The sequence below is a fragment of the Lederbergia citri genome (assembly GCF_018343625.1).
Taxonomy (GTDB): Bacteria; Bacillota; Bacilli; order Bacillales; family Bacillaceae_C; genus Lederbergia; species Lederbergia citri.
On the sequence record NZ_JAGYPG010000006.1, the window covers coordinates 29,723 to 46,597 of the forward strand.

The following is a 16,875-nucleotide window of genomic DNA, read 5'->3' on the forward strand; positions in this document are numbered from 1 at the left end:
ATATCATTTTATAAAATTTTACTACTCATCCCAGGAAGGAGAAATACGAAATGCCAAGAGAATTCTCCTTAGAAAAGACTCGTAATATCGGAATTATGGCTCATATTGATGCCGGTAAAACTACTACTACCGAACGTATTCTTTTCTATACAGGGCGCATTCATAAAATTGGTGAAACACATGAAGGTGCTTCACAAATGGACTGGATGGAACAGGAGCAGGAGCGCGGGATTACCATTACATCTGCTGCAACAACTGCACAATGGAAAGGCTACCGTGTAAACATCATTGACACACCAGGGCACGTAGACTTCACAGTTGAAGTTGAACGTTCTTTACGTGTACTTGATGGAGCTGTAACTGTACTTGACGCTCAATCAGGTGTTGAGCCTCAAACTGAAACAGTTTGGCGCCAAGCAACAACTTACGGTGTTCCACGGATTGTATTCGTTAATAAAATGGATAAAATCGGTGCGGACTTCCTATACTCTGTTAAAACACTTCATGATCGTCTACAAGCAAATGCACATCCAATTCAACTTCCAATTGGTGCAGAAGATACCTTCACAGGTATGGTTGATCTTGTAGAAATGAAAGCATGGTTCTACGAAGGAGACGCAGCACTTGATGCTGTTGAAGGAGAAATTCCTGAAGATCTACGTGACCAAGCGGAAGAAATGCGCGCAGGCTTAATTGAGGCTGTTGCGGATTTTGATGAAGAACTTATGATGAAATATCTCGAAGGAGAAGAAATCTCCGTCGAAGAATTAAAAGCTGCCATCCGTCAGGCAACATTGAAGGTAGAATTTTACCCAGTTCTTTGCGGAACAGCATTTAAAAACAAAGGTGTTCAGAAAGTACTTGACGCAGTTCTTGATTACTTGCCTGCACCGACTGATATTGAATCTATTAAAGGGATTGTTCCTGATACAGACGAAGAGGTTGCTCGTCATGCTGACGATAGCGAGCCATTCTCGGCACTTGCTTTCAAAGTAATGACCGACCCTTATGTTGGTCGTCTAACGTTCTTCCGTGTATACTCTGGAACTTTGAACTCTGGATCTTACGTTCAAAACTCCACGAAAGGTAAACGCGAACGTATCGGACGTATTCTGCAAATGCATGCCAATCACCGTGAAGAAATTTCTACTGCATACAGTGGGGATATCGCAGCTGCGGTTGGTCTAAAAGATACAGGTACGGGAGACACACTATGTGACGAAAAAGATTTAGTTATCTTAGAGTCTATGGAATTCCCTGAACCAGTTATCTCAGTTGCAATTGAACCGAAATCTAAAGCAGACCAAGACAAAATGGGTTCTGCCCTTGCAAAGCTTCAAGAAGAGGATCCTACATTCCGTGCGGAAACAAATCCTGAAACAGGTCAAGTTGTTATCTCTGGTATGGGTGAGCTTCACTTAGACATCCTTGTTGACCGTATGAGACGTGAATTCAAGGTAGAAGCAAACGTCGGTGCTCCTCAAGTATCATACCGTGAAACATTCCGTACTTCTGCTCAAGTAGAAGGTAAGTTCGTTCGCCAATCCGGTGGTCGTGGACAATTCGGTCATGTATGGATTGAATTCTCCCCTAACGAAGAAGGAAAAGGCTTCGAATTTGAAAATGGAATCGTGGGTGGGGTTGTTCCTCGTGAATATGTCCCTGCTGTACAAGCTGGTCTTGAAGATTCAATGGCAAACGGTGTACTTGCTGGTTACCCATTAATCGACGTTAAAGCGAGACTATTTGACGGTTCTTACCATGATGTTGACTCGAGTGAGATGGCATTTAAAATCGCAGCTTCTATGGCACTTAAAAACGCTGTGAAAAAATGTAACCCAGTATTGCTTGAGCCACTTATGAAAGTTGAAGTCGTAATCCCTGAGGAATACCTTGGAGATATCATGGGTGATATTACATCACGCCGTGGACGTGTAGAAGGAATGGAAGCACGTGGAAACGCACAAGTCGTTAAAGCGTTCGTTCCTCTTGCCGAAATGTTTGGTTATGCAACATCACTTCGTTCTAATACACAAGGTCGTGGAACATATACAATGTTCTTTGATCATTACGAAGAAGTGCCGAAATCAATTTCGGAAGAAATTATCAAAAAAAATAGCGGTCAATAATTGATTTTATATCATTAATCAAGTATAACTACTATTAGATATGCTAGGAGTCGCTTTAAAATTAATATTCTAGTTTTAAAGCGCCTCTCATACTTACTATTTTTCTTAAATAAAAGGAGGATTTTCAAATGGCTAAAGCTAAATTTGATCGTTCCAAAGAACATGCTAATATTGGTACTATTGGTCACGTTGACCATGGTAAAACAACTCTTACAGCTGCTATTACGACAGTTATGTCAAAACGTGGCGGCGGAGAAGCTAAAGGTTATGACATGATCGATAACGCTCCTGAAGAGCGCGAGCGTGGAATTACAATCTCTACTTCTCACGTTGAATATGAAACTGAAAAGCGTCACTACGCACACGTTGATTGCCCAGGACACGCTGACTATGTAAAAAACATGATCACTGGTGCTGCGCAAATGGACGGAGCTATTCTTGTAGTTTCTGCTGCTGACGGCCCAATGCCACAAACTCGTGAGCACATTCTTCTTTCTCGTAACGTAGGTGTTCCTTACATCGTTGTATTCATGAACAAATGTGACATGGTTGACGATGAAGAACTTCTTGAGCTAGTAGAAATGGAGATTCGTGATCTTCTTTCTGAATATGATTTCCCTGGCGACGACATTCCTGTTGTTAAAGGTTCTGCTCTTAGAGCTCTTGAAGGAGACCCTGAGTGGGAAGAAAAAATCGTTGAACTAATGGACGCTGTTGACGACTACGTACCAACTCCAGAACGTGACACTGACAAGCCATTCATGATGCCTGTTGAGGACGTATTCTCTATCACAGGTCGTGGTACAGTTGCTACTGGACGTGTAGAGCGTGGACAAGTTAAAGTCGGTGAAGAAGTTGAAATCATCGGTCTTGCTGAAGAATCAAGAAAAGTTGTTGTAACTGGAGTTGAAATGTTCCGTAAGCTTCTTGACTTTGCAGAAGCTGGAGACAACATCGGTGCTCTTCTTCGTGGTGTAGCACGTGAAGAAATTCAACGTGGTCAAGTATTAGCAAAGCCTGGTACAATCACACCACATACAAACTTCAAAGCTGAAGTTTACGTATTATCTAAAGAAGAAGGTGGACGTCATACTCCATTCTTCACTAACTACCGCCCACAATTCTACTTCCGTACTACTGACGTAACTGGAATCGTTCATCTTCCAGAAGGAGTAGAAATGGTAATGCCTGGCGACAACGTAGAAATGACTGTTGAATTGATTTCACCAATCGCGATCGAAGACGGAACTCGTTTCTCTATCCGTGAAGGTGGACGTACAGTTGGTTCTGGCGTTGTATCAACAATCGAAAAGTAATAATGATAAAAAGCAGCAAGGGATTCATTCCCTGCTGCTTTTTTGTTTTTGTATTTTTTCATTATCGAGGATTTTTTATGAAATAGTAGTTGAAACATTTTTTTAATATTATTACTAATACCAACTTGCAGGGATAGAGTTCGAGATTAGCAAAAGAACGATGGTGTTTGTCACGATTGTTGTTCGATTGCTCTTGAATTGCACAAGAATATAGGAATTTTTTACAATTGCTGAGCGATTGGACTTGATTCGCACAAAAACTTGGGCATTTGCTACAATTGTTGTACAATCCGCCTTGAATCGTACAAGCACTCTTGAATATGCTACAATTGCTGTTCGATTGATTTTGACAATTTTGACCAAGAGGGGACTGTCACCGCAACTAGTCAAGACGACCGTGTTGAATTATTTAAGAAAGGGAAGGAGAAATCTAATAGTCGATTTGCAGCTGTTGGGAGACACAAATGGTGAGCATCCTCGGCACTTGGAGTTCCTGTGGGCTATTTAATATATTTTTCATCTGCAAGAGTACGTCTCTTCCCCTCCAAGCAACTAACTTTAAACGACCTGAATTAATTTCTTCTGTTTTAATTTCCTCATTACTACTCCGTGTGACGGTGAAAATAGCAGCGTGATTAAAAATATCCCGCCCGCTACACAAATCATGCTGCCTGCAATGGATGCGTCCAATATACTGGCTACATAATAACCGATAATGGAACTAATACAGCCAATGATAATTGTATAAAAAATCATTCGACTAAGCTTTTCAGTCAATAAATAGGCAGTTGCGGGTGGCACGACTAGCATTCCAACGACGAGAATGGCTCCAACACTTTCAAAGGAAGCAACCGTTGTAACCGAAACGAGTCCCATAAGTAAATAATGAAACAAAGCAACGGGAATTCCAACGGCTGCTGCCATTGCTGGATCAAAGGAACAAATTTTAAACTGTTTATAGAATAAAGAAATAACGAGCACACTGAATAACAAGGAGAGGCCGACTCCCCATACAGTTTTCGGACCTATACCGATGCCCATAAAATCAATCGTGTTCCATGGTACATAAGCAATTTCACCGTAGAGAACACAATCTAAATCCAAATCGATATCCCTCGTGAACAAGCTAATGAGGACAATTCCAACTGCAAACAATGCTGTAAATACTACTCCGATCGAAGCATCAGACTGGACACCGCTTTGAGTGAAGAGTTGGATTAAGAATACGGTAATGAGTCCGATGATCGCCGCACCAAATAGCATTACCAATGAGTCTCTTGACCCGCTAATAAGAAAGGCGATGACGATGCCTGGAAGAACGGCATGACTGATTGCATCTCCGATCATAGCCATTTTTCGTAATACTAGAAAGCATCCGACAAGACCGCAGGCACTTGCCACCAATGCCCCAGTTAAAATAATCCAAAAAGCACTCACACCGTCCTCTCCTTTCCTTTTAATTTGACTCTAGATGTTTTTACTGCACGTTTCGCCAGGAGGTGAATTAGAAGTTTAGATAATAATCCTCTTCCCGGGGCAAATATGACGGATAAAATGAAAAATGCGGTCGCCGCAAGGACAATGATTGGGCCAGTAGGCAAGTTGTTGCCACTCGCACTTATATACGTTCCCACCATGCCGCTAAGCGCTCCAAAGATTCCGGACAAAAATACCATTACGCTTAGCTTTTCTGTCCAATATCTAGCTGAAACAGCAGGCGTAATAAGCAAGGCAGACATCAGAACGACACCAACAGCCTGGATTCCAATTACGACTGCCATTACAATAAGAAGCATGATCAGCTGCTCTAGAAAAGCAACGGGAAATCCCATCCCACTAGCAAATCCAGGGTCAAAGCTTGTTAATTTAAATTCCTTAAAGAGAAGTATACATACGCTTATCAATATAATAGAGGTGATAGCCATAATTAACACATCTGATAAAACGAGAGCGGCCGCTTGCCCGAATAAAAATTTATCTAACCCACTTTGATTTCCAGTCCCACTATGTTGAATCTCAGTAAGAAGAACGATACCAAGTCCAAAAAAAACAGTTAGGACAATGGCTAAAGCTGAATCTTGTTTAATTCTAGTGTGGCGGGTGATAAACCCAATTCCAAATGTTGCAATGATTCCGGCTATCGATGCACCAATTAAAAAGAAAAAAACTGACTTTGAGCCTGTTAGCATAAAGGCAATACAAACGCCAGGGAGAGCTGCATGAGACAAAGCATCTCCCATTAACGATTGTTTTCGTAAATAGGCAAAACTTCCAATGACTCCACTGCATAAGCCGAGCAACATGCTGCCAAAAAGGATCCACTGTGTATTTGGATCTAAAAAGATTTTTAATCCTTCAAGCATTTTGTTCACCTTCCTTTACGTAATGATTAGAGAGGATTGATTTTCATTTTCAAGCATAGCAAGTTTTCCGCCATATGTTTGCTGTAGTTTTTCAGGAGTAAATACACTATTTGTCGGTCCAAAAGCTTTCAATTCAACATTTAATAAAAGCACCCAGTCGAAATAGTCTTTAACTGTTGCTAAATCGTGGTGGACAACAAGCACTGTCTTTCCCTCTGCTTTTAAATCATTCAATAGTGTAATAATAGCCTTTTCAGTTGCTGCATCTACCCCTACAAAGGGTTCATCCATAAAATACAACTTTGCATCCTGTGCCAGCGCTCGAGCTAAAAAAATCCGTTGCTGCTGGCCGCCTGAAAGTTGGCTAATTTGCCTTGAGGCAAAGTCGGCCATACCAACTTTGTCTAAGCATTCCATTGCAAAATCTTTTTCTGCCCGACCCGGTCTTTTTATCCACCCTAAATGTCCATATCTCCCCATCATGACCACATCTAATGCATTTGTTGGAAAGTCCCAATCAACCGATTCCCTTTGCGGGACATATCCTACAATTTTTCGTTGGAGACGATAAGGACGTCCATATATTTCTACTGAGCCTGATAAACGGGGAATTAATCCAAGTGCCGCTTTAATTAAGGTAGATTTTCCGGCTCCATTCGGGCCGACAATCCCAATTAATTTCCCTTCCGGTACTTCGAAAGAAATATTTCGAAGTACCGGTTTTTTTTGATAAGCAACAGATAAATCATTTATGTTTAATGGGGTACTCATATCCTATCCTCCTATTTAAGTGCGTTTACAATCGTGTTCACATTATGACGAACCATTCCAATATAAGTCCCTTCTGGAGTTCCGTCTTCACCCATTGCATCGGAGAATAATTCTCCGCCAATCTCCACGTTATGTCCTTTTTCGCTAGCACCTTGAATGACAGCATCAATTGCTTTGCGAGGAACACTAGATTCGATAAATACAGCTTTAATTTGGTTATTCACTAAATAATCACGTAAATCAATTAAATCCTTAGTACCTGCCTCGGATGCAGTACTAATTCCTTGCAATCCCATAACTCTAATATCGTAAGCATCTCCAAAATACCCAAAAGCATCATGTGCTGTTACAAGTACTCGCCCCGATTCAGGTATAGAAGCAATTTTTTCTCTAACTTCATTATCAAGTTCCTCTAATTGTTTTAAATAATTTGCTGCATTTTCTTCATAGACTTCCTTATGAGCTGGATCGATTTCAATTAAGCTATCACGAACACTTTCTGTCGCCTTCATCCAATGCGCTACATTGAACCAAATGTGAGGGTCATATTCCGTTCCCATATCTTCGTTTCCTAAACGTAGACTTGAACGATCAATATTATCCGATACTGCTACAGTTGGCTTCTTCTTAGCCATTCTTTCGAAGATTTCAACCATTTTTCCTTCAAGGTGGAGTCCGTTATAAAAGATGATATCGGCTTGATCTAACTTTTTAATGTCTCCTTGAGAAGCTTTATACAAATGTGGATCTACTCCAGAGCCCATAAGTCCTACCACATTTACATGTTCTCCGCCAACTACTTTAACGATATCAGTAATCATTCCAACCGTTGTTGTAACATTCACTTTACCATCACTGTTTTTCTTCGTGGCATTTGCATTTGAACAAGCTGTTGTTGTAGAAATGACTAAAAGTAACATTAACATTGATAGAACAAATCTCTTTACCATTTTTCTTTTCTCCTACTTTCTTCTTTTTTAAAGGATTTGAATTCTTAAAGCAGTCGCGGACGGCCAGATCCTCCTACAGGAAAAAGAGAATAGTGCAGAAGAGACTACTTGCTGCCCGCTAGATGCATGGCCAGTAGCGAAAATCAACGTACAAGATAGCAAAAGCATTTTAAATTTATCCTTAAGTTAAAATATTAGCCGAATCAAAATAATATAACCAATAGACAAAATGTTTACCCAAGGCAACTTATTAACCATATTATACAAACGGCCTTGTTTTGTAAACACTTTTTCAAATAAAAAATCACTATCGCTTTTATCTGTTACTTGGAATTGAAATCAATATAATAAGGAAAGATTTTGGATTTACCAAAAAATCTTCTATTGAAATAGAAGGTTCGCGTCTGTATAATAAGACAGGTGCAAAAAAAGATTGATTTTATTCATTACATATTGCATTGGTCCAATAATCTATGTATAATGAATAATGTTGGTTTTTGACTGCAATGATGTGGAAGGTTGCTGACACACCCGGCCGCTTTGCCATGGCGAGTGTGTGGGAAATTTTCACGGAGTATGTCTATTTTAAAAATAGGCGATAAAGGAGGGAAAGTAATGGCAAAACAAAAAATTCGTATTAGATTAAAGGCATATGATCATAGAATTCTTGATCAATCAGCTGAAAAAATCGTAGAAACTGCAAAACGTTCAGGTGCAAATGTCTCAGGGCCAATTCCATTGCCAACTGAGAAAACTGTTTACACAATTCTTCGTGCGGTGCACAAATACAAGGATTCTCGTGAGCAGTTCGAAATGCGCACACATAAACGTCTAATCGACATCATCAATCCTACACCACAAACTGTAGATTCATTGATGAGACTAGACTTGCCATCAGGCGTTGACATTGAAATCAAATTATAATCAATACATTTAATTACGAAATCAGGAGGTGTGACTCATGACCAAAGGAATCTTAGGAAGAAAGATCGGAATGACGCAGGTTTTTGCTGAAAACGGTGAATTGATCCCTGTAACAGTAATCGAAGCTGCTCCAAACGTAGTTCTTCAAAAGAAAACAGTTGAAACTGATGGATATGAAGCAGTCCAGCTTGGATTTGAAGACAAGCGCGAGAAGCTTGCTAACAAACCAGAAAAAGGGCGTTTTGCTAAAGCAAACACTGCACCTAAGCGCTTCGTCCGTGAATTTAACGGAATTAATTTAGATGAGTTTGAAGTTGGTCAGGAAGTCAAGGTTGATATTTTCGCAGAAGGCGATTTAGTAGATGTAACAGGAATCTCAAAAGGTAAAGGATTCCAAGGTGTAATTAAGCGCCACGGACAATCACGTGGACCTATGTCCCACGGTTCTCGCTACCATCGCAGACCAGGATCTATGGGTGCTGTTGATCCCGCTCGCGTATTTAAGCAAAAAGCATTGCCAGGACGTACAGGTGGAGAAAGAATTACAATTCAAAACCTTCCTATTGTAAAGGTTGATGCAGAACGTAACCTTATTTTAGTAAAAGGTAATGTTCCAGGACCGAAAAAAGCAATGTTAGAAATCAAAACAGGAATTAAAGTGAGATAAATATCGTTTAAGGAAAGGAGGAAATAGGAATGCCTAAAGTAGCAGTATACAACCAAGCTGGATCAAAGGTTGGTGAAATCGATCTTAACGAATCCATTTTTGGTATCGAACCTAATAACCATGTATTATTTGAAGCGATCGTTATGCAAAGAGCTTCTTTAAGACAAGGAACATCTAAAGTGAAAACCCGTTCTGAAGTACGCGGTGGCGGACGTAAGCCATGGCGTCAAAAAGGAACAGGCCGTGCTCGTCAAGGTTCCATTCGTTCACCACAATGGCGCGGAGGCGGTACAGTATTCGGTCCCGTTCCACGTAGCTACAGCTACAAACTTCCTAAGAAAGTTCGCCGTTTAGCAATTAAATCAGCACTTTCTGCTAAGGTTTTGGAAGAGAGCGTAGTAGTTTTAGAGTCATTAAACTTTGAAGCACCAAAAACAAAAGAATTCGTAAGCGTCCTTTCTAACCTTCCAGTTGGAAAAAAAGCGCTTGTTGTAACAGAAACGCTTAATGAAAATGTAGCGTTATCTGCAAGAAACATTCCTGGAGTGACAGTTGTGGATGCTAACAACATTTCCGTGTTGGACGTTGTTGGACATAACACATTGATCATGACGAAAGCAGCAGTTGAAAAAGTAGAGGAGGTGCTTGGATAATGGATGCACGTGACGTATTAAAGCGCCCCGTTATCACAGAGCGTTCTACTGATATCATGGCCGATAAAAAATATACGTTCGAAGTGGACGTAAAGGCAAATAAAACTCAAGTGAAAGATGCAGTTGAAAGTATCTTCGGAGTAAAAGTTGCAAAGGTAAACGTAATGAACTACAAAGGTAAGTTTAAGCGTATGGGCCGTTTCGGTGGCTATACAAACAAACGCCGTAAAGCAGTTGTTACGTTAACAGAAGACAGCAAGGAAATCGAATTATTCGAAATCTAATAACGCAGTGAAAAGAGTTTAAGAGGAGGGAATAAAATGGCGATCAAAAAATACAAACCTACCTCAAACGGACGTCGTAATATGACAGCTTTGGATTTTTCAGACATCACTACTGATAAACCAGAAAAATCATTACTAGAGCCTCTTCATAAAAAAGGCGGCCGTAACAACCAAGGTAGAACTACAGTTCGCTTTCGCGGCGGTGGTCATAAGCGTCAATATCGTATCATCGACTTTAAAAGAACTAAAGATGGTATACCAGGACGCGTTGCTACAATTGAGTATGACCCAAACCGTTCCGCTAATATTGCACTAATCAACTATCATGATGGTGAAAAACGCTATATCTTAGCGCCTAAAAACTTGAAAGTCGGCATGGATGTCATGTCTGGACCAGATGCTGACATTAAAGTTGGGAATGCACTTCCACTTGCTAACATTCCAGTTGGTACAGTTGTGCATAACATTGAATTAAAACCAGGAAAAGGTGGACAATTAGTCCGTTCTGCAGGTACTTCTGCACAGGTTCTTGGTAAAGAAGGAACAAAATATGTTTTAGTTCGTTTGAATTCTGGTGAGGTTCGCATGATCCTTGCAACTTGCCGTGCAACTATCGGTCAAGTAGGAAACGAACAACACGAACTAGTAAATGTCGGTAAAGCAGGTCGTTCTCGCTGGTTGGGCAAACGTCCACACGTACGCGGATCTGTTATGAACCCGAATGATCACCCACACGGTGGTGGTGAAGGCCGTACACCAATCGGACGTAAATCACCTGTTACACCTTGGGGTAAACCAACTCTTGGTTACAAAACTCGTAAAAAAGCGAACAAATCAGATAAATTTATTGTACGCCGTCGTAAAAAATAACGCGATTAATCTACGGTTCATCGAAGGGACCGTAGTGCAATCACGAAGGGAGGTTCAACCATGGGTCGCAGCCTGAAAAAAGGGCCTTTTGTAGATGAGCACTTAATGAAAAAAGTAGAGAACTTAAACGAGAGTGATAAAAAACAAGTAATTAAAACTTGGTCTCGCCGTTCAACAATTTTTCCAAACTTCGTAGGACATACGATCGCTGTCTATGATGGCCGCAAACATGTTCCAGTATATGTCAGTGAAGATATGGTAGGCCATAAGCTTGGTGAATTTGCGCCGACACGCGCTTATAAAGGCCACGCAGCTGATGATAAAAAAACAAGACGCTAATGAGAGGAGGGCATCCTGATGCAAGCTAAAGCTGTTGCAAGAACAGTTCGAATTGCTCCTCGTAAAGCACGTTTAGTAGTTGATCTTATTCGAGGAAAGCAAGTGGGCGAAGCAGTTGCTATTTTGAAACTAACACCAAAAGCTGCCTCCCCAATCGTAGAGAAACTTTTGAAATCTGCTATAGCAAACGCAGAACACAATTATGATATGGACGTAAATAATCTTTTAGTATCCGCGGCATTTGTTGACGAAGGTCCAACAATGAAACGATTCCGTCCGCGTGCACAAGGTCGTGCGAGCCAAATCAACAAACGCACAAGCCACATTACGATCGTGGTATCAGAAAAGAAGGAGGGATAATTAGTGGGTCAAAAAGTAAATCCAATCGGAATGCGTATCGGCGTTATCCGTGACTGGGAATCCAAATGGTACGCTGACAAAGATTACGCAACGTTATTACACGAAGACATTAAAATTCGTGAATACATTACAAAACGTTTGTCTGATGCATCTGTTTCTAGTGTTGAAATAGAGCGTGCTGCAAACCGCGTCAACATTACAATCCACACTGCCAAGCCAGGCATGGTTATCGGAAAAGGTGGAAGCGAAGTTGAAGCATTGCGTAAAGCATTGAACGAACTAACAAACAAACGTGTACACATTAATATCATCGAAATTAAAAAAGCAGATCTTGATGCGAAGCTCGTAGCAGAAAATATCGCACGTCAATTGGAAAATCGTGTATCTTTCCGTCGTGCACAAAAACAAGCGATCCAACGCACTATGCGCGCGGGAGCACTTGGAATTAAAACACAAGTATCCGGCCGTCTTGGTGGAGCGGATATTGCTCGTGCTGAACATTATAGCGAAGGAACAGTTCCACTTCATACACTTCGCGCTGACATCGACTATGCACATGCTGAAGCAGATACAACTTACGGCAAGCTCGGCGTTAAAGTATGGATTTATCGTGGAGAGGTCCTTCCAGAAAAGAAAAAATCTGTGGAAGGAGGAAAATAATCATGTTAATGCCTAAACGCGTTAAGTATCGTCGCGAACACCGCGGAAAAATGCGTGGTCGTGCAAAAGGCGGTACAGAAGTTGCATTTGGCGAATTTGGTTTACAAGCTCTAGAAGCTTCTTGGGTTACAAATCGTCAAATCGAAGCCGCAAGGATTGCGATGACTCGTTTCATGAAACGTGGCGGTAAAGTTTGGATTAAAATTTTCCCTCACAAACCATATACAGCAAAACCTCTAGAAGTTCGGATGGGTTCTGGTAAAGGTGCCCCTGAAGGATGGGTTGCAGTAGTAAAACCTGGCAAAATCATGTTTGAAATTGCAGGTGTATCAGAAGAGGTGGCACGTGAAGCGCTTCGTCTTGCTGCGCACAAACTTCCTATTAAATGTAAGTTTGTAAAACGAGAAGAAATTGGTGGTGAACGTAATGAAGGCTAATGAAATCCGTGATCTAACCACTGCCGAGATTGAACAAAATGTAAAGTCATTGAAGGAAGAATTATTTAACCTTCGTTTCCAATTAGCTACTGGGCAACTTGAAAACACTGCCCGTCTTCGCGAAGTTCGCAAAGAAATTGCACGTATGAAAACTGTGATTCGTGAAAGAGAGCTCGAAGTTAATAATCGATAATCGGAGAGGAGGTTTGCGAAATGAGTGAACGCAACCAGCGTAAAGTCTATACAGGACGCGTTGTTTCCGACAAAATGGATAAAACCGTAACTGTTATGGTTGAAACGTACAAAAAGCATTCATTATACGGCAAACGCGTAAAGTACTCTAAAAAATTCAAAGCTCATGATGAGCAAAACGAAGCTAAAGTTGGCGATGTAGTACGCATCATGGAAACTCGTCCACTTTCAGCAACTAAACGTTTCCGTTTACTTGAGGTTGTTGAGAAAGCAGTCATTATCTAATTAATTGTTTCGGAAATAAGTGTTCCGAAGGGAGGTAAACTAGATGATTCAACAAGAATCTCGTTTAAAAGTGGCTGACAACTCTGGTGCCCGTGAAGTTTTAACAATCAAAGTCCTAGGCGGATCAGGCCGTAAGACTGCGAATATTGGCGATGTTATCGTTTGTACAGTAAAACAAGCAACACCAGGCGGCGTTGTCAAAAAAGGTGATGTAGTAAAAGCTGTTATCGTACGTACAAAAAGCGGTGCTCGCCGTGCGGATGGTTCTTATATCAAGTTCGATGAAAATGCATGTGTCATTATTCGTGATGACAAAGCTCCTCGCGGAACTCGTATCTTCGGACCAGTTGCTCGTGAACTTCGTGATAACAACTTTATGAAAATCGTATCTTTAGCACCAGAAGTTCTTTAATAATTTTAGATTCACCAATCAAGGAGGTGCGATTCAATGCATGTCAAAAAAGGTGACAAAGTAATGGTCATCACAGGTAAAGACAAAGGGAAAACTGGAACAGTATTAGCTGCTTTCCCGAAAAAAGACCGTGTGCTTGTTGAAGGTGTGAACATTGTTAAAAAGCATTCAAAACCTTCTCAAGATAATCCACAAGGTGGAATCATCACTCAAGAAGCGGCTATCCACGTTTCCAATGTGATGTTGCTGGATCCAAAAACAAATGAACCAACTCGTGTTGGTTATGATGTAGTTAATGGCAAAAAAGTCCGTGTAGCAAAAAAATCAGGTGTAGCATTAGATAAATAGTTCTTAGATGAAGGGAGGTACACTACATGAACCGCCTAAAGGAAAAATATCAAAAAGAAGTAACTCCTGCTCTTATGAGCAAGTTCAATTATAAATCCATTATGGAAGTACCAAAAATTGAAAAAATCGTTATCAACATGGGAGTTGGCGATGCTGTACAAAATGCAAAAGTCTTGGACAATGCTGTTGAAGAACTTAGCTTAATTACAGGTCAAAAACCAGTTGTAACAAGAGCAAAAAATTCAATCGCGGGATTCCGCTTACGTGAAGGTATGCCTATCGGCGCAAAAGTTACTCTTCGCGGAGAGCGTATGTATGAGTTTTTTGATAAACTAGTTTCTGTTTCCCTTCCACGTGTACGTGACTTCCGTGGAATCTCTAAAAAGGCATTCGACGGTCGTGGAAACTATACACTAGGTGTTAGAGAACAACTCATCTTCCCTGAAATTGATTATGATAAAGTGAGCAAGGTTCGTGGTATGGATATCGTTATCGTTACTACTGCGAATACAGACGAAGAAGCTCGTGAACTACTGACTGCATTTGGAATGCCGTTCCAAAAGTAATCGCTAAATAAGGGAGGCGAAAACGTGGCTAAAAAATCTATGATCGTAAAGCAGAAACGTACTCCAAAGTTTAAAGTGCAAGAATACACTCGTTGCGAACGTTGCGGCCGTCCACATTCCGTCATTCGTAAATTTAAACTTTGCCGTATTTGTTTCCGTGAATTAGCTTATAAGGGTCAAATTCCTGGCGTTAAAAAAGCCAGCTGGTAAGACCGAATTTGGGAAGGAGGTAAAATAAATGGTTATGACTGATCCAATTGCAGATTTGCTTACACGCATCCGCAACGCGAATATGGTCCGACATGAGAAGTTGGAAGTTCCTGCTTCTAATATTAAAAAAGATATCGCTGAAATCCTTAAACGTGAAGGGTTTGTACGTGATGTTGAATTTATCGAAGACAACAAGCAAGGCATCATTCGTATTTTCTTAAAATACGGTGCTAATAATGAGCGAGTAATTACAGGCTTAAAGCGCATTAGCAAACCAGGTTTGCGTGTATATGCAAAAGCTAACGAGGTTCCAAAAGTACTTAACGGTCTTGGTATCGCACTTGTCTCTACTTCTCAAGGTGTATTGACTGATAAAGAAGCAAGAGCGAAGCAAGTTGGCGGAGAAGTACTAGCGTACGTTTGGTAATATTTTTTCGAAGAACGGAGGTGCAAGAAAATGTCTCGTATTGGGAAAAAACCAATTGAAATCCCTGCAGGCGTAACAGTGACAAAGAATGACTCTACTGTTACTGTAAAAGGTCCTAAAGGTGAATTAACAACTACTTTTAATTCAGATATTCAAATTAATATAGAAGATAACGTGATTAACGTTGCTCGTCCTTCAGAAGCAAAAGAACATCGTTCCCTTCATGGAACAACTCGTTCCCTTCTCTCAAACATGGTAGAAGGAGTTTCCAAAGGCTTCGAAAAAACGTTAGAACTAGTTGGGGTAGGTTACCGTGCACAAAAGCAAGGAAATAAACTTGTTTTGAACGTAGGGTATTCACATCCTGTTGAGTTCGAACCTGAAGCAGGTCTTGAAATTGAAGTTCCTGCGAACACAAAGATTATCGTTAAGGGGTACAACAAAGAAAAAGTTGGAGCGCTTGCTTCGAACATTCGTGCTGTACGTCCTCCTGAGCCATATAAAGGTAAAGGAATTCGTTACGAAGGTGAAAAAGTTCGTCGTAAAGAAGGTAAGACTGGTAAATAATGCCGCTTAGGCTACTTGAAAGGAGTGACTCGTAAATGATCACTAAGCAAGATAAGAACAAAGTGCGTCAAAAAAGACATGCACGCGTACGCTCTAAATTAAGTGGAACAGAAATGCGTCCGCGATTAAATGTATATCGTTCCAATAAAAATATTTACGCTCAATTGGTCGATGATGAAAAAGGCGTAACGTTGGCCAGCGCTTCTACACTTGATAAAGATTTGAACATCGAGTCTGCAGGTAATGTTGAAGCGGCTCAAAAAGTTGGAGAATTAATCGCAAAGCGTGCAGTAGAAAAAGGCTATAAAGTTGTTGTATTTGACCGTGGCGGTTACTTATACCATGGACGTGTGAAAGCTTTAGCAGAAGCAGCACGTGAAAACGGCCTTGAATTCTAATCAAAAAGGAGGGACACAATAGATGCGTCAAATCGATGCTAACAAACTTGAACTTGAAGAACGCGTAGTTACAGTAAACCGTGTAGCGAAAGTTGTAAAGGGTGGACGTCGTTTCCGTTTTACAGCACTAGTCGTTGTCGGTGATAAAAATGGCCATGTCGGTTTTGGTACAGGAAAGGCACAAGAAGTTCCAGATGCCATCCGCAAGGCGATTGAAGATGCAAAGAAAAACCTCATCGTAGCTCCTATCGTAGGAACAACAATTCCTCATGAAGTAATCGGACGTTTCGGTGGCGGTCAGATTTTACTAAAACCAGCTAGTGAAGGTACAGGAGTAATTGCAGGTGGACCGGTTCGTGCGGTGCTTGAACTTGCAGGTATTTCCGATATTACTTCCAAATCACTTGGTTCCAGCACGCCCATCAATATGGTTCGTGCAACAATCGAAGGAATTAAAAATTTAAAACGTGCTGAGGACGTAGCGAAATTACGTAATAAAACAGTAGAAGAACTATTAGGTTAAGGAGGGGAATCACATGGCGAATAAATTAGCAATTACCCTCACTAAGAGCTTAATTGGCCGTACTGAAGGCCAACGCGAAACAGTCAAGGCACTCGGACTTCGCAAATTGCATCAAACAGTTGAACATAATGACACTGAAGCAATTCGCGGAATGATCAATAAAGTTTCCCATCTTGTCACTGTAAAAGAGCAGTAATCTATTTCGAAAATTAAGGAGGTGCCAA

General features: G+C 40.8%; 26 protein-coding genes. 22 read left to right on the forward strand and 4 right to left on the reverse strand.

The window, feature by feature from the left end; translation table 11 throughout:
* The first annotated feature begins 50 nt into the window (after window positions 1–50).
* Window positions 51–2,129 (forward strand): elongation factor G, encoded by a 2,079-nt coding sequence (gene fusA / locus KHA97_RS22725; protein WP_213127094.1) that lies wholly within the window; start codon window positions 51–53, stop codon window positions 2,127–2,129.
* Window positions 2,130–2,257: 128 nt separating this feature from the next.
* Window positions 2,258–3,445 (forward strand): elongation factor Tu, encoded by a 1,188-nt coding sequence (tuf, locus tag KHA97_RS22730; RefSeq protein WP_213127095.1) that lies wholly within the window; start codon window positions 2,258–2,260, stop codon window positions 3,443–3,445.
* 558 nt (window positions 3,446–4,003) lie between these two features.
* Here tuf and KHA97_RS22735 read toward each other — a convergent pair.
* Genes KHA97_RS22735 through KHA97_RS22750 form a run of 4 tightly spaced genes read right to left on the reverse strand, consistent with a single transcriptional unit; the run spans window position 4,004 to window position 7,529 of the window.
* Window positions 4,004–4,882 carry a metal ABC transporter permease gene (locus KHA97_RS22735; RefSeq protein ID WP_213127096.1) on the reverse strand — a complete coding sequence of 293 codons (879 nt, stop codon included), beginning with the start codon at window positions 4,880–4,882 and terminating at the stop codon, window positions 4,004–4,006.
* Window positions 4,879–5,808 (reverse strand): metal ABC transporter permease, encoded by a 930-nt coding sequence (locus tag KHA97_RS22740; protein WP_213127097.1) that lies wholly within the window; start codon window positions 5,806–5,808, stop codon window positions 4,879–4,881. Before KHA97_RS22740 ends, KHA97_RS22735 begins: the two co-directional genes overlap by 4 nt.
* Window positions 5,809–5,823: 15 nt before the next feature.
* Window positions 5,824–6,579 carry a metal ABC transporter ATP-binding protein gene (locus KHA97_RS22745; protein WP_213127098.1) on the reverse strand — a complete coding sequence of 252 codons (756 nt, stop codon included), beginning with the start codon at window positions 6,577–6,579 and terminating at the stop codon, window positions 5,824–5,826.
* 11 nt (window positions 6,580–6,590) lie between these two features.
* On the reverse strand, window positions 6,591–7,529 hold the full coding sequence (locus KHA97_RS22750; RefSeq protein WP_213127099.1) for a metal ABC transporter solute-binding protein, Zn/Mn family: 939 nt from the start codon (window positions 7,527–7,529) through the stop codon (window positions 6,591–6,593).
* A gap of 615 nt (window positions 7,530–8,144) precedes the next feature.
* On the opposite strand from KHA97_RS22750, the gene rpsJ reads away from it, so the two are divergent.
* The 20 genes from rpsJ to rpmD are packed head-to-tail and all read left to right on the forward strand — an operon-like array spanning window position 8,145 to window position 16,847.
* Window positions 8,145–8,453 carry a 30S ribosomal protein S10 gene (gene rpsJ / locus KHA97_RS22755; RefSeq protein WP_066145209.1) on the forward strand — a complete coding sequence of 103 codons (309 nt, stop codon included), beginning with the start codon at window positions 8,145–8,147 and terminating at the stop codon, window positions 8,451–8,453.
* Between the two features lie 37 nt (window positions 8,454–8,490).
* Window positions 8,491–9,120 carry a 50S ribosomal protein L3 gene (rplC, locus tag KHA97_RS22760; protein ID WP_213127100.1) on the forward strand — a complete coding sequence of 210 codons (630 nt, stop codon included), beginning with the start codon at window positions 8,491–8,493 and terminating at the stop codon, window positions 9,118–9,120.
* Between the two features lie 29 nt (window positions 9,121–9,149).
* On the forward strand, window positions 9,150–9,773 hold the full coding sequence (gene rplD, locus KHA97_RS22765; protein WP_213127101.1) for a 50S ribosomal protein L4: 624 nt from the start codon (window positions 9,150–9,152) through the stop codon (window positions 9,771–9,773).
* Window positions 9,773–10,057, forward strand: coding sequence for a 50S ribosomal protein L23 (rplW, locus tag KHA97_RS22770; protein ID WP_233713744.1), 285 nt, complete (start codon window positions 9,773–9,775; stop codon window positions 10,055–10,057). Before rplD ends, rplW begins: the two co-directional genes overlap by 1 nt.
* Window positions 10,058–10,093: 36 nt before the next feature.
* Complete coding sequence (gene rplB, locus KHA97_RS22775) at window positions 10,094–10,927, forward strand: 50S ribosomal protein L2 (RefSeq protein WP_213127102.1); 834 nt, start codon at window positions 10,094–10,096, stop codon at window positions 10,925–10,927.
* A 60-nt stretch (window positions 10,928–10,987) separates the two neighbouring features.
* Window positions 10,988–11,266, forward strand: a complete 279-nt coding sequence (rpsS, locus tag KHA97_RS22780) for a 30S ribosomal protein S19 (protein ID WP_213127103.1) — start codon at window positions 10,988–10,990, stop codon at window positions 11,264–11,266.
* A gap of 18 nt (window positions 11,267–11,284) precedes the next feature.
* Window positions 11,285–11,626, forward strand: a complete 342-nt coding sequence (gene rplV, locus KHA97_RS22785; RefSeq protein WP_213112012.1) for a 50S ribosomal protein L22 — start codon at window positions 11,285–11,287, stop codon at window positions 11,624–11,626.
* 3 nt (window positions 11,627–11,629) lie between these two features.
* Window positions 11,630–12,286, forward strand: a complete 657-nt coding sequence (gene rpsC / locus KHA97_RS22790) for a 30S ribosomal protein S3 (protein WP_213127104.1) — start codon at window positions 11,630–11,632, stop codon at window positions 12,284–12,286.
* Window positions 12,287–12,288: 2 nt separating this feature from the next.
* The gene (rplP, locus tag KHA97_RS22795) at window positions 12,289–12,723 is read left to right on the forward strand and encodes a 50S ribosomal protein L16 (protein ID WP_213127105.1); all 435 of its coding nucleotides are present in this window, start codon (window positions 12,289–12,291) and stop codon (window positions 12,721–12,723) included.
* Window positions 12,713–12,916: a 50S ribosomal protein L29 gene (gene rpmC, locus KHA97_RS22800; protein WP_213127106.1), complete on the forward strand. Its 204-nt coding sequence runs from the start codon at window positions 12,713–12,715 to the stop codon at window positions 12,914–12,916. Before rplP ends, rpmC begins: the two co-directional genes overlap by 11 nt.
* A gap of 20 nt (window positions 12,917–12,936) precedes the next feature.
* A complete protein-coding gene (rpsQ, locus tag KHA97_RS22805; RefSeq protein WP_213127107.1) occupies window positions 12,937–13,200 on the forward strand; it encodes a 30S ribosomal protein S17 in 264 nt (87 codons plus the stop codon).
* A gap of 43 nt (window positions 13,201–13,243) precedes the next feature.
* Window positions 13,244–13,612, forward strand: a complete 369-nt coding sequence (gene rplN / locus KHA97_RS22810; RefSeq protein ID WP_213112017.1) for a 50S ribosomal protein L14 — start codon at window positions 13,244–13,246, stop codon at window positions 13,610–13,612.
* Between the two features lie 36 nt (window positions 13,613–13,648).
* A complete protein-coding gene (rplX, locus tag KHA97_RS22815) occupies window positions 13,649–13,960 on the forward strand; it encodes a 50S ribosomal protein L24 (RefSeq protein ID WP_213127108.1) in 312 nt (103 codons plus the stop codon).
* 26 nt (window positions 13,961–13,986) lie between these two features.
* Window positions 13,987–14,526, forward strand: coding sequence for a 50S ribosomal protein L5 (rplE, locus tag KHA97_RS22820; RefSeq protein WP_213127109.1), 540 nt, complete (start codon window positions 13,987–13,989; stop codon window positions 14,524–14,526).
* Between the two features lie 24 nt (window positions 14,527–14,550).
* On the forward strand, window positions 14,551–14,736 hold the full coding sequence (rpsN, locus tag KHA97_RS22825) for a 30S ribosomal protein S14 (RefSeq protein WP_057985563.1): 186 nt from the start codon (window positions 14,551–14,553) through the stop codon (window positions 14,734–14,736).
* 28 nt (window positions 14,737–14,764) lie between these two features.
* Window positions 14,765–15,163, forward strand: coding sequence for a 30S ribosomal protein S8 (gene rpsH, locus KHA97_RS22830; RefSeq protein WP_213127110.1), 399 nt, complete (start codon window positions 14,765–14,767; stop codon window positions 15,161–15,163).
* Between the two features lie 30 nt (window positions 15,164–15,193).
* Window positions 15,194–15,730: a 50S ribosomal protein L6 gene (gene rplF, locus KHA97_RS22835; protein ID WP_213127111.1), complete on the forward strand. Its 537-nt coding sequence runs from the start codon at window positions 15,194–15,196 to the stop codon at window positions 15,728–15,730.
* Between the two features lie 35 nt (window positions 15,731–15,765).
* Window positions 15,766–16,128, forward strand: a complete 363-nt coding sequence (gene rplR / locus KHA97_RS22840; RefSeq protein WP_213127112.1) for a 50S ribosomal protein L18 — start codon at window positions 15,766–15,768, stop codon at window positions 16,126–16,128.
* Window positions 16,129–16,150: 22 nt separating this feature from the next.
* The gene (rpsE, locus tag KHA97_RS22845; RefSeq protein WP_213127113.1) at window positions 16,151–16,651 is read left to right on the forward strand and encodes a 30S ribosomal protein S5; all 501 of its coding nucleotides are present in this window, start codon (window positions 16,151–16,153) and stop codon (window positions 16,649–16,651) included.
* 13 nt (window positions 16,652–16,664) lie between these two features.
* Window positions 16,665–16,847, forward strand: coding sequence for a 50S ribosomal protein L30 (rpmD, locus tag KHA97_RS22850; RefSeq protein ID WP_213127114.1), 183 nt, complete (start codon window positions 16,665–16,667; stop codon window positions 16,845–16,847).
* The last annotated feature ends 28 nt before the right edge of the window (window positions 16,848–16,875 follow it).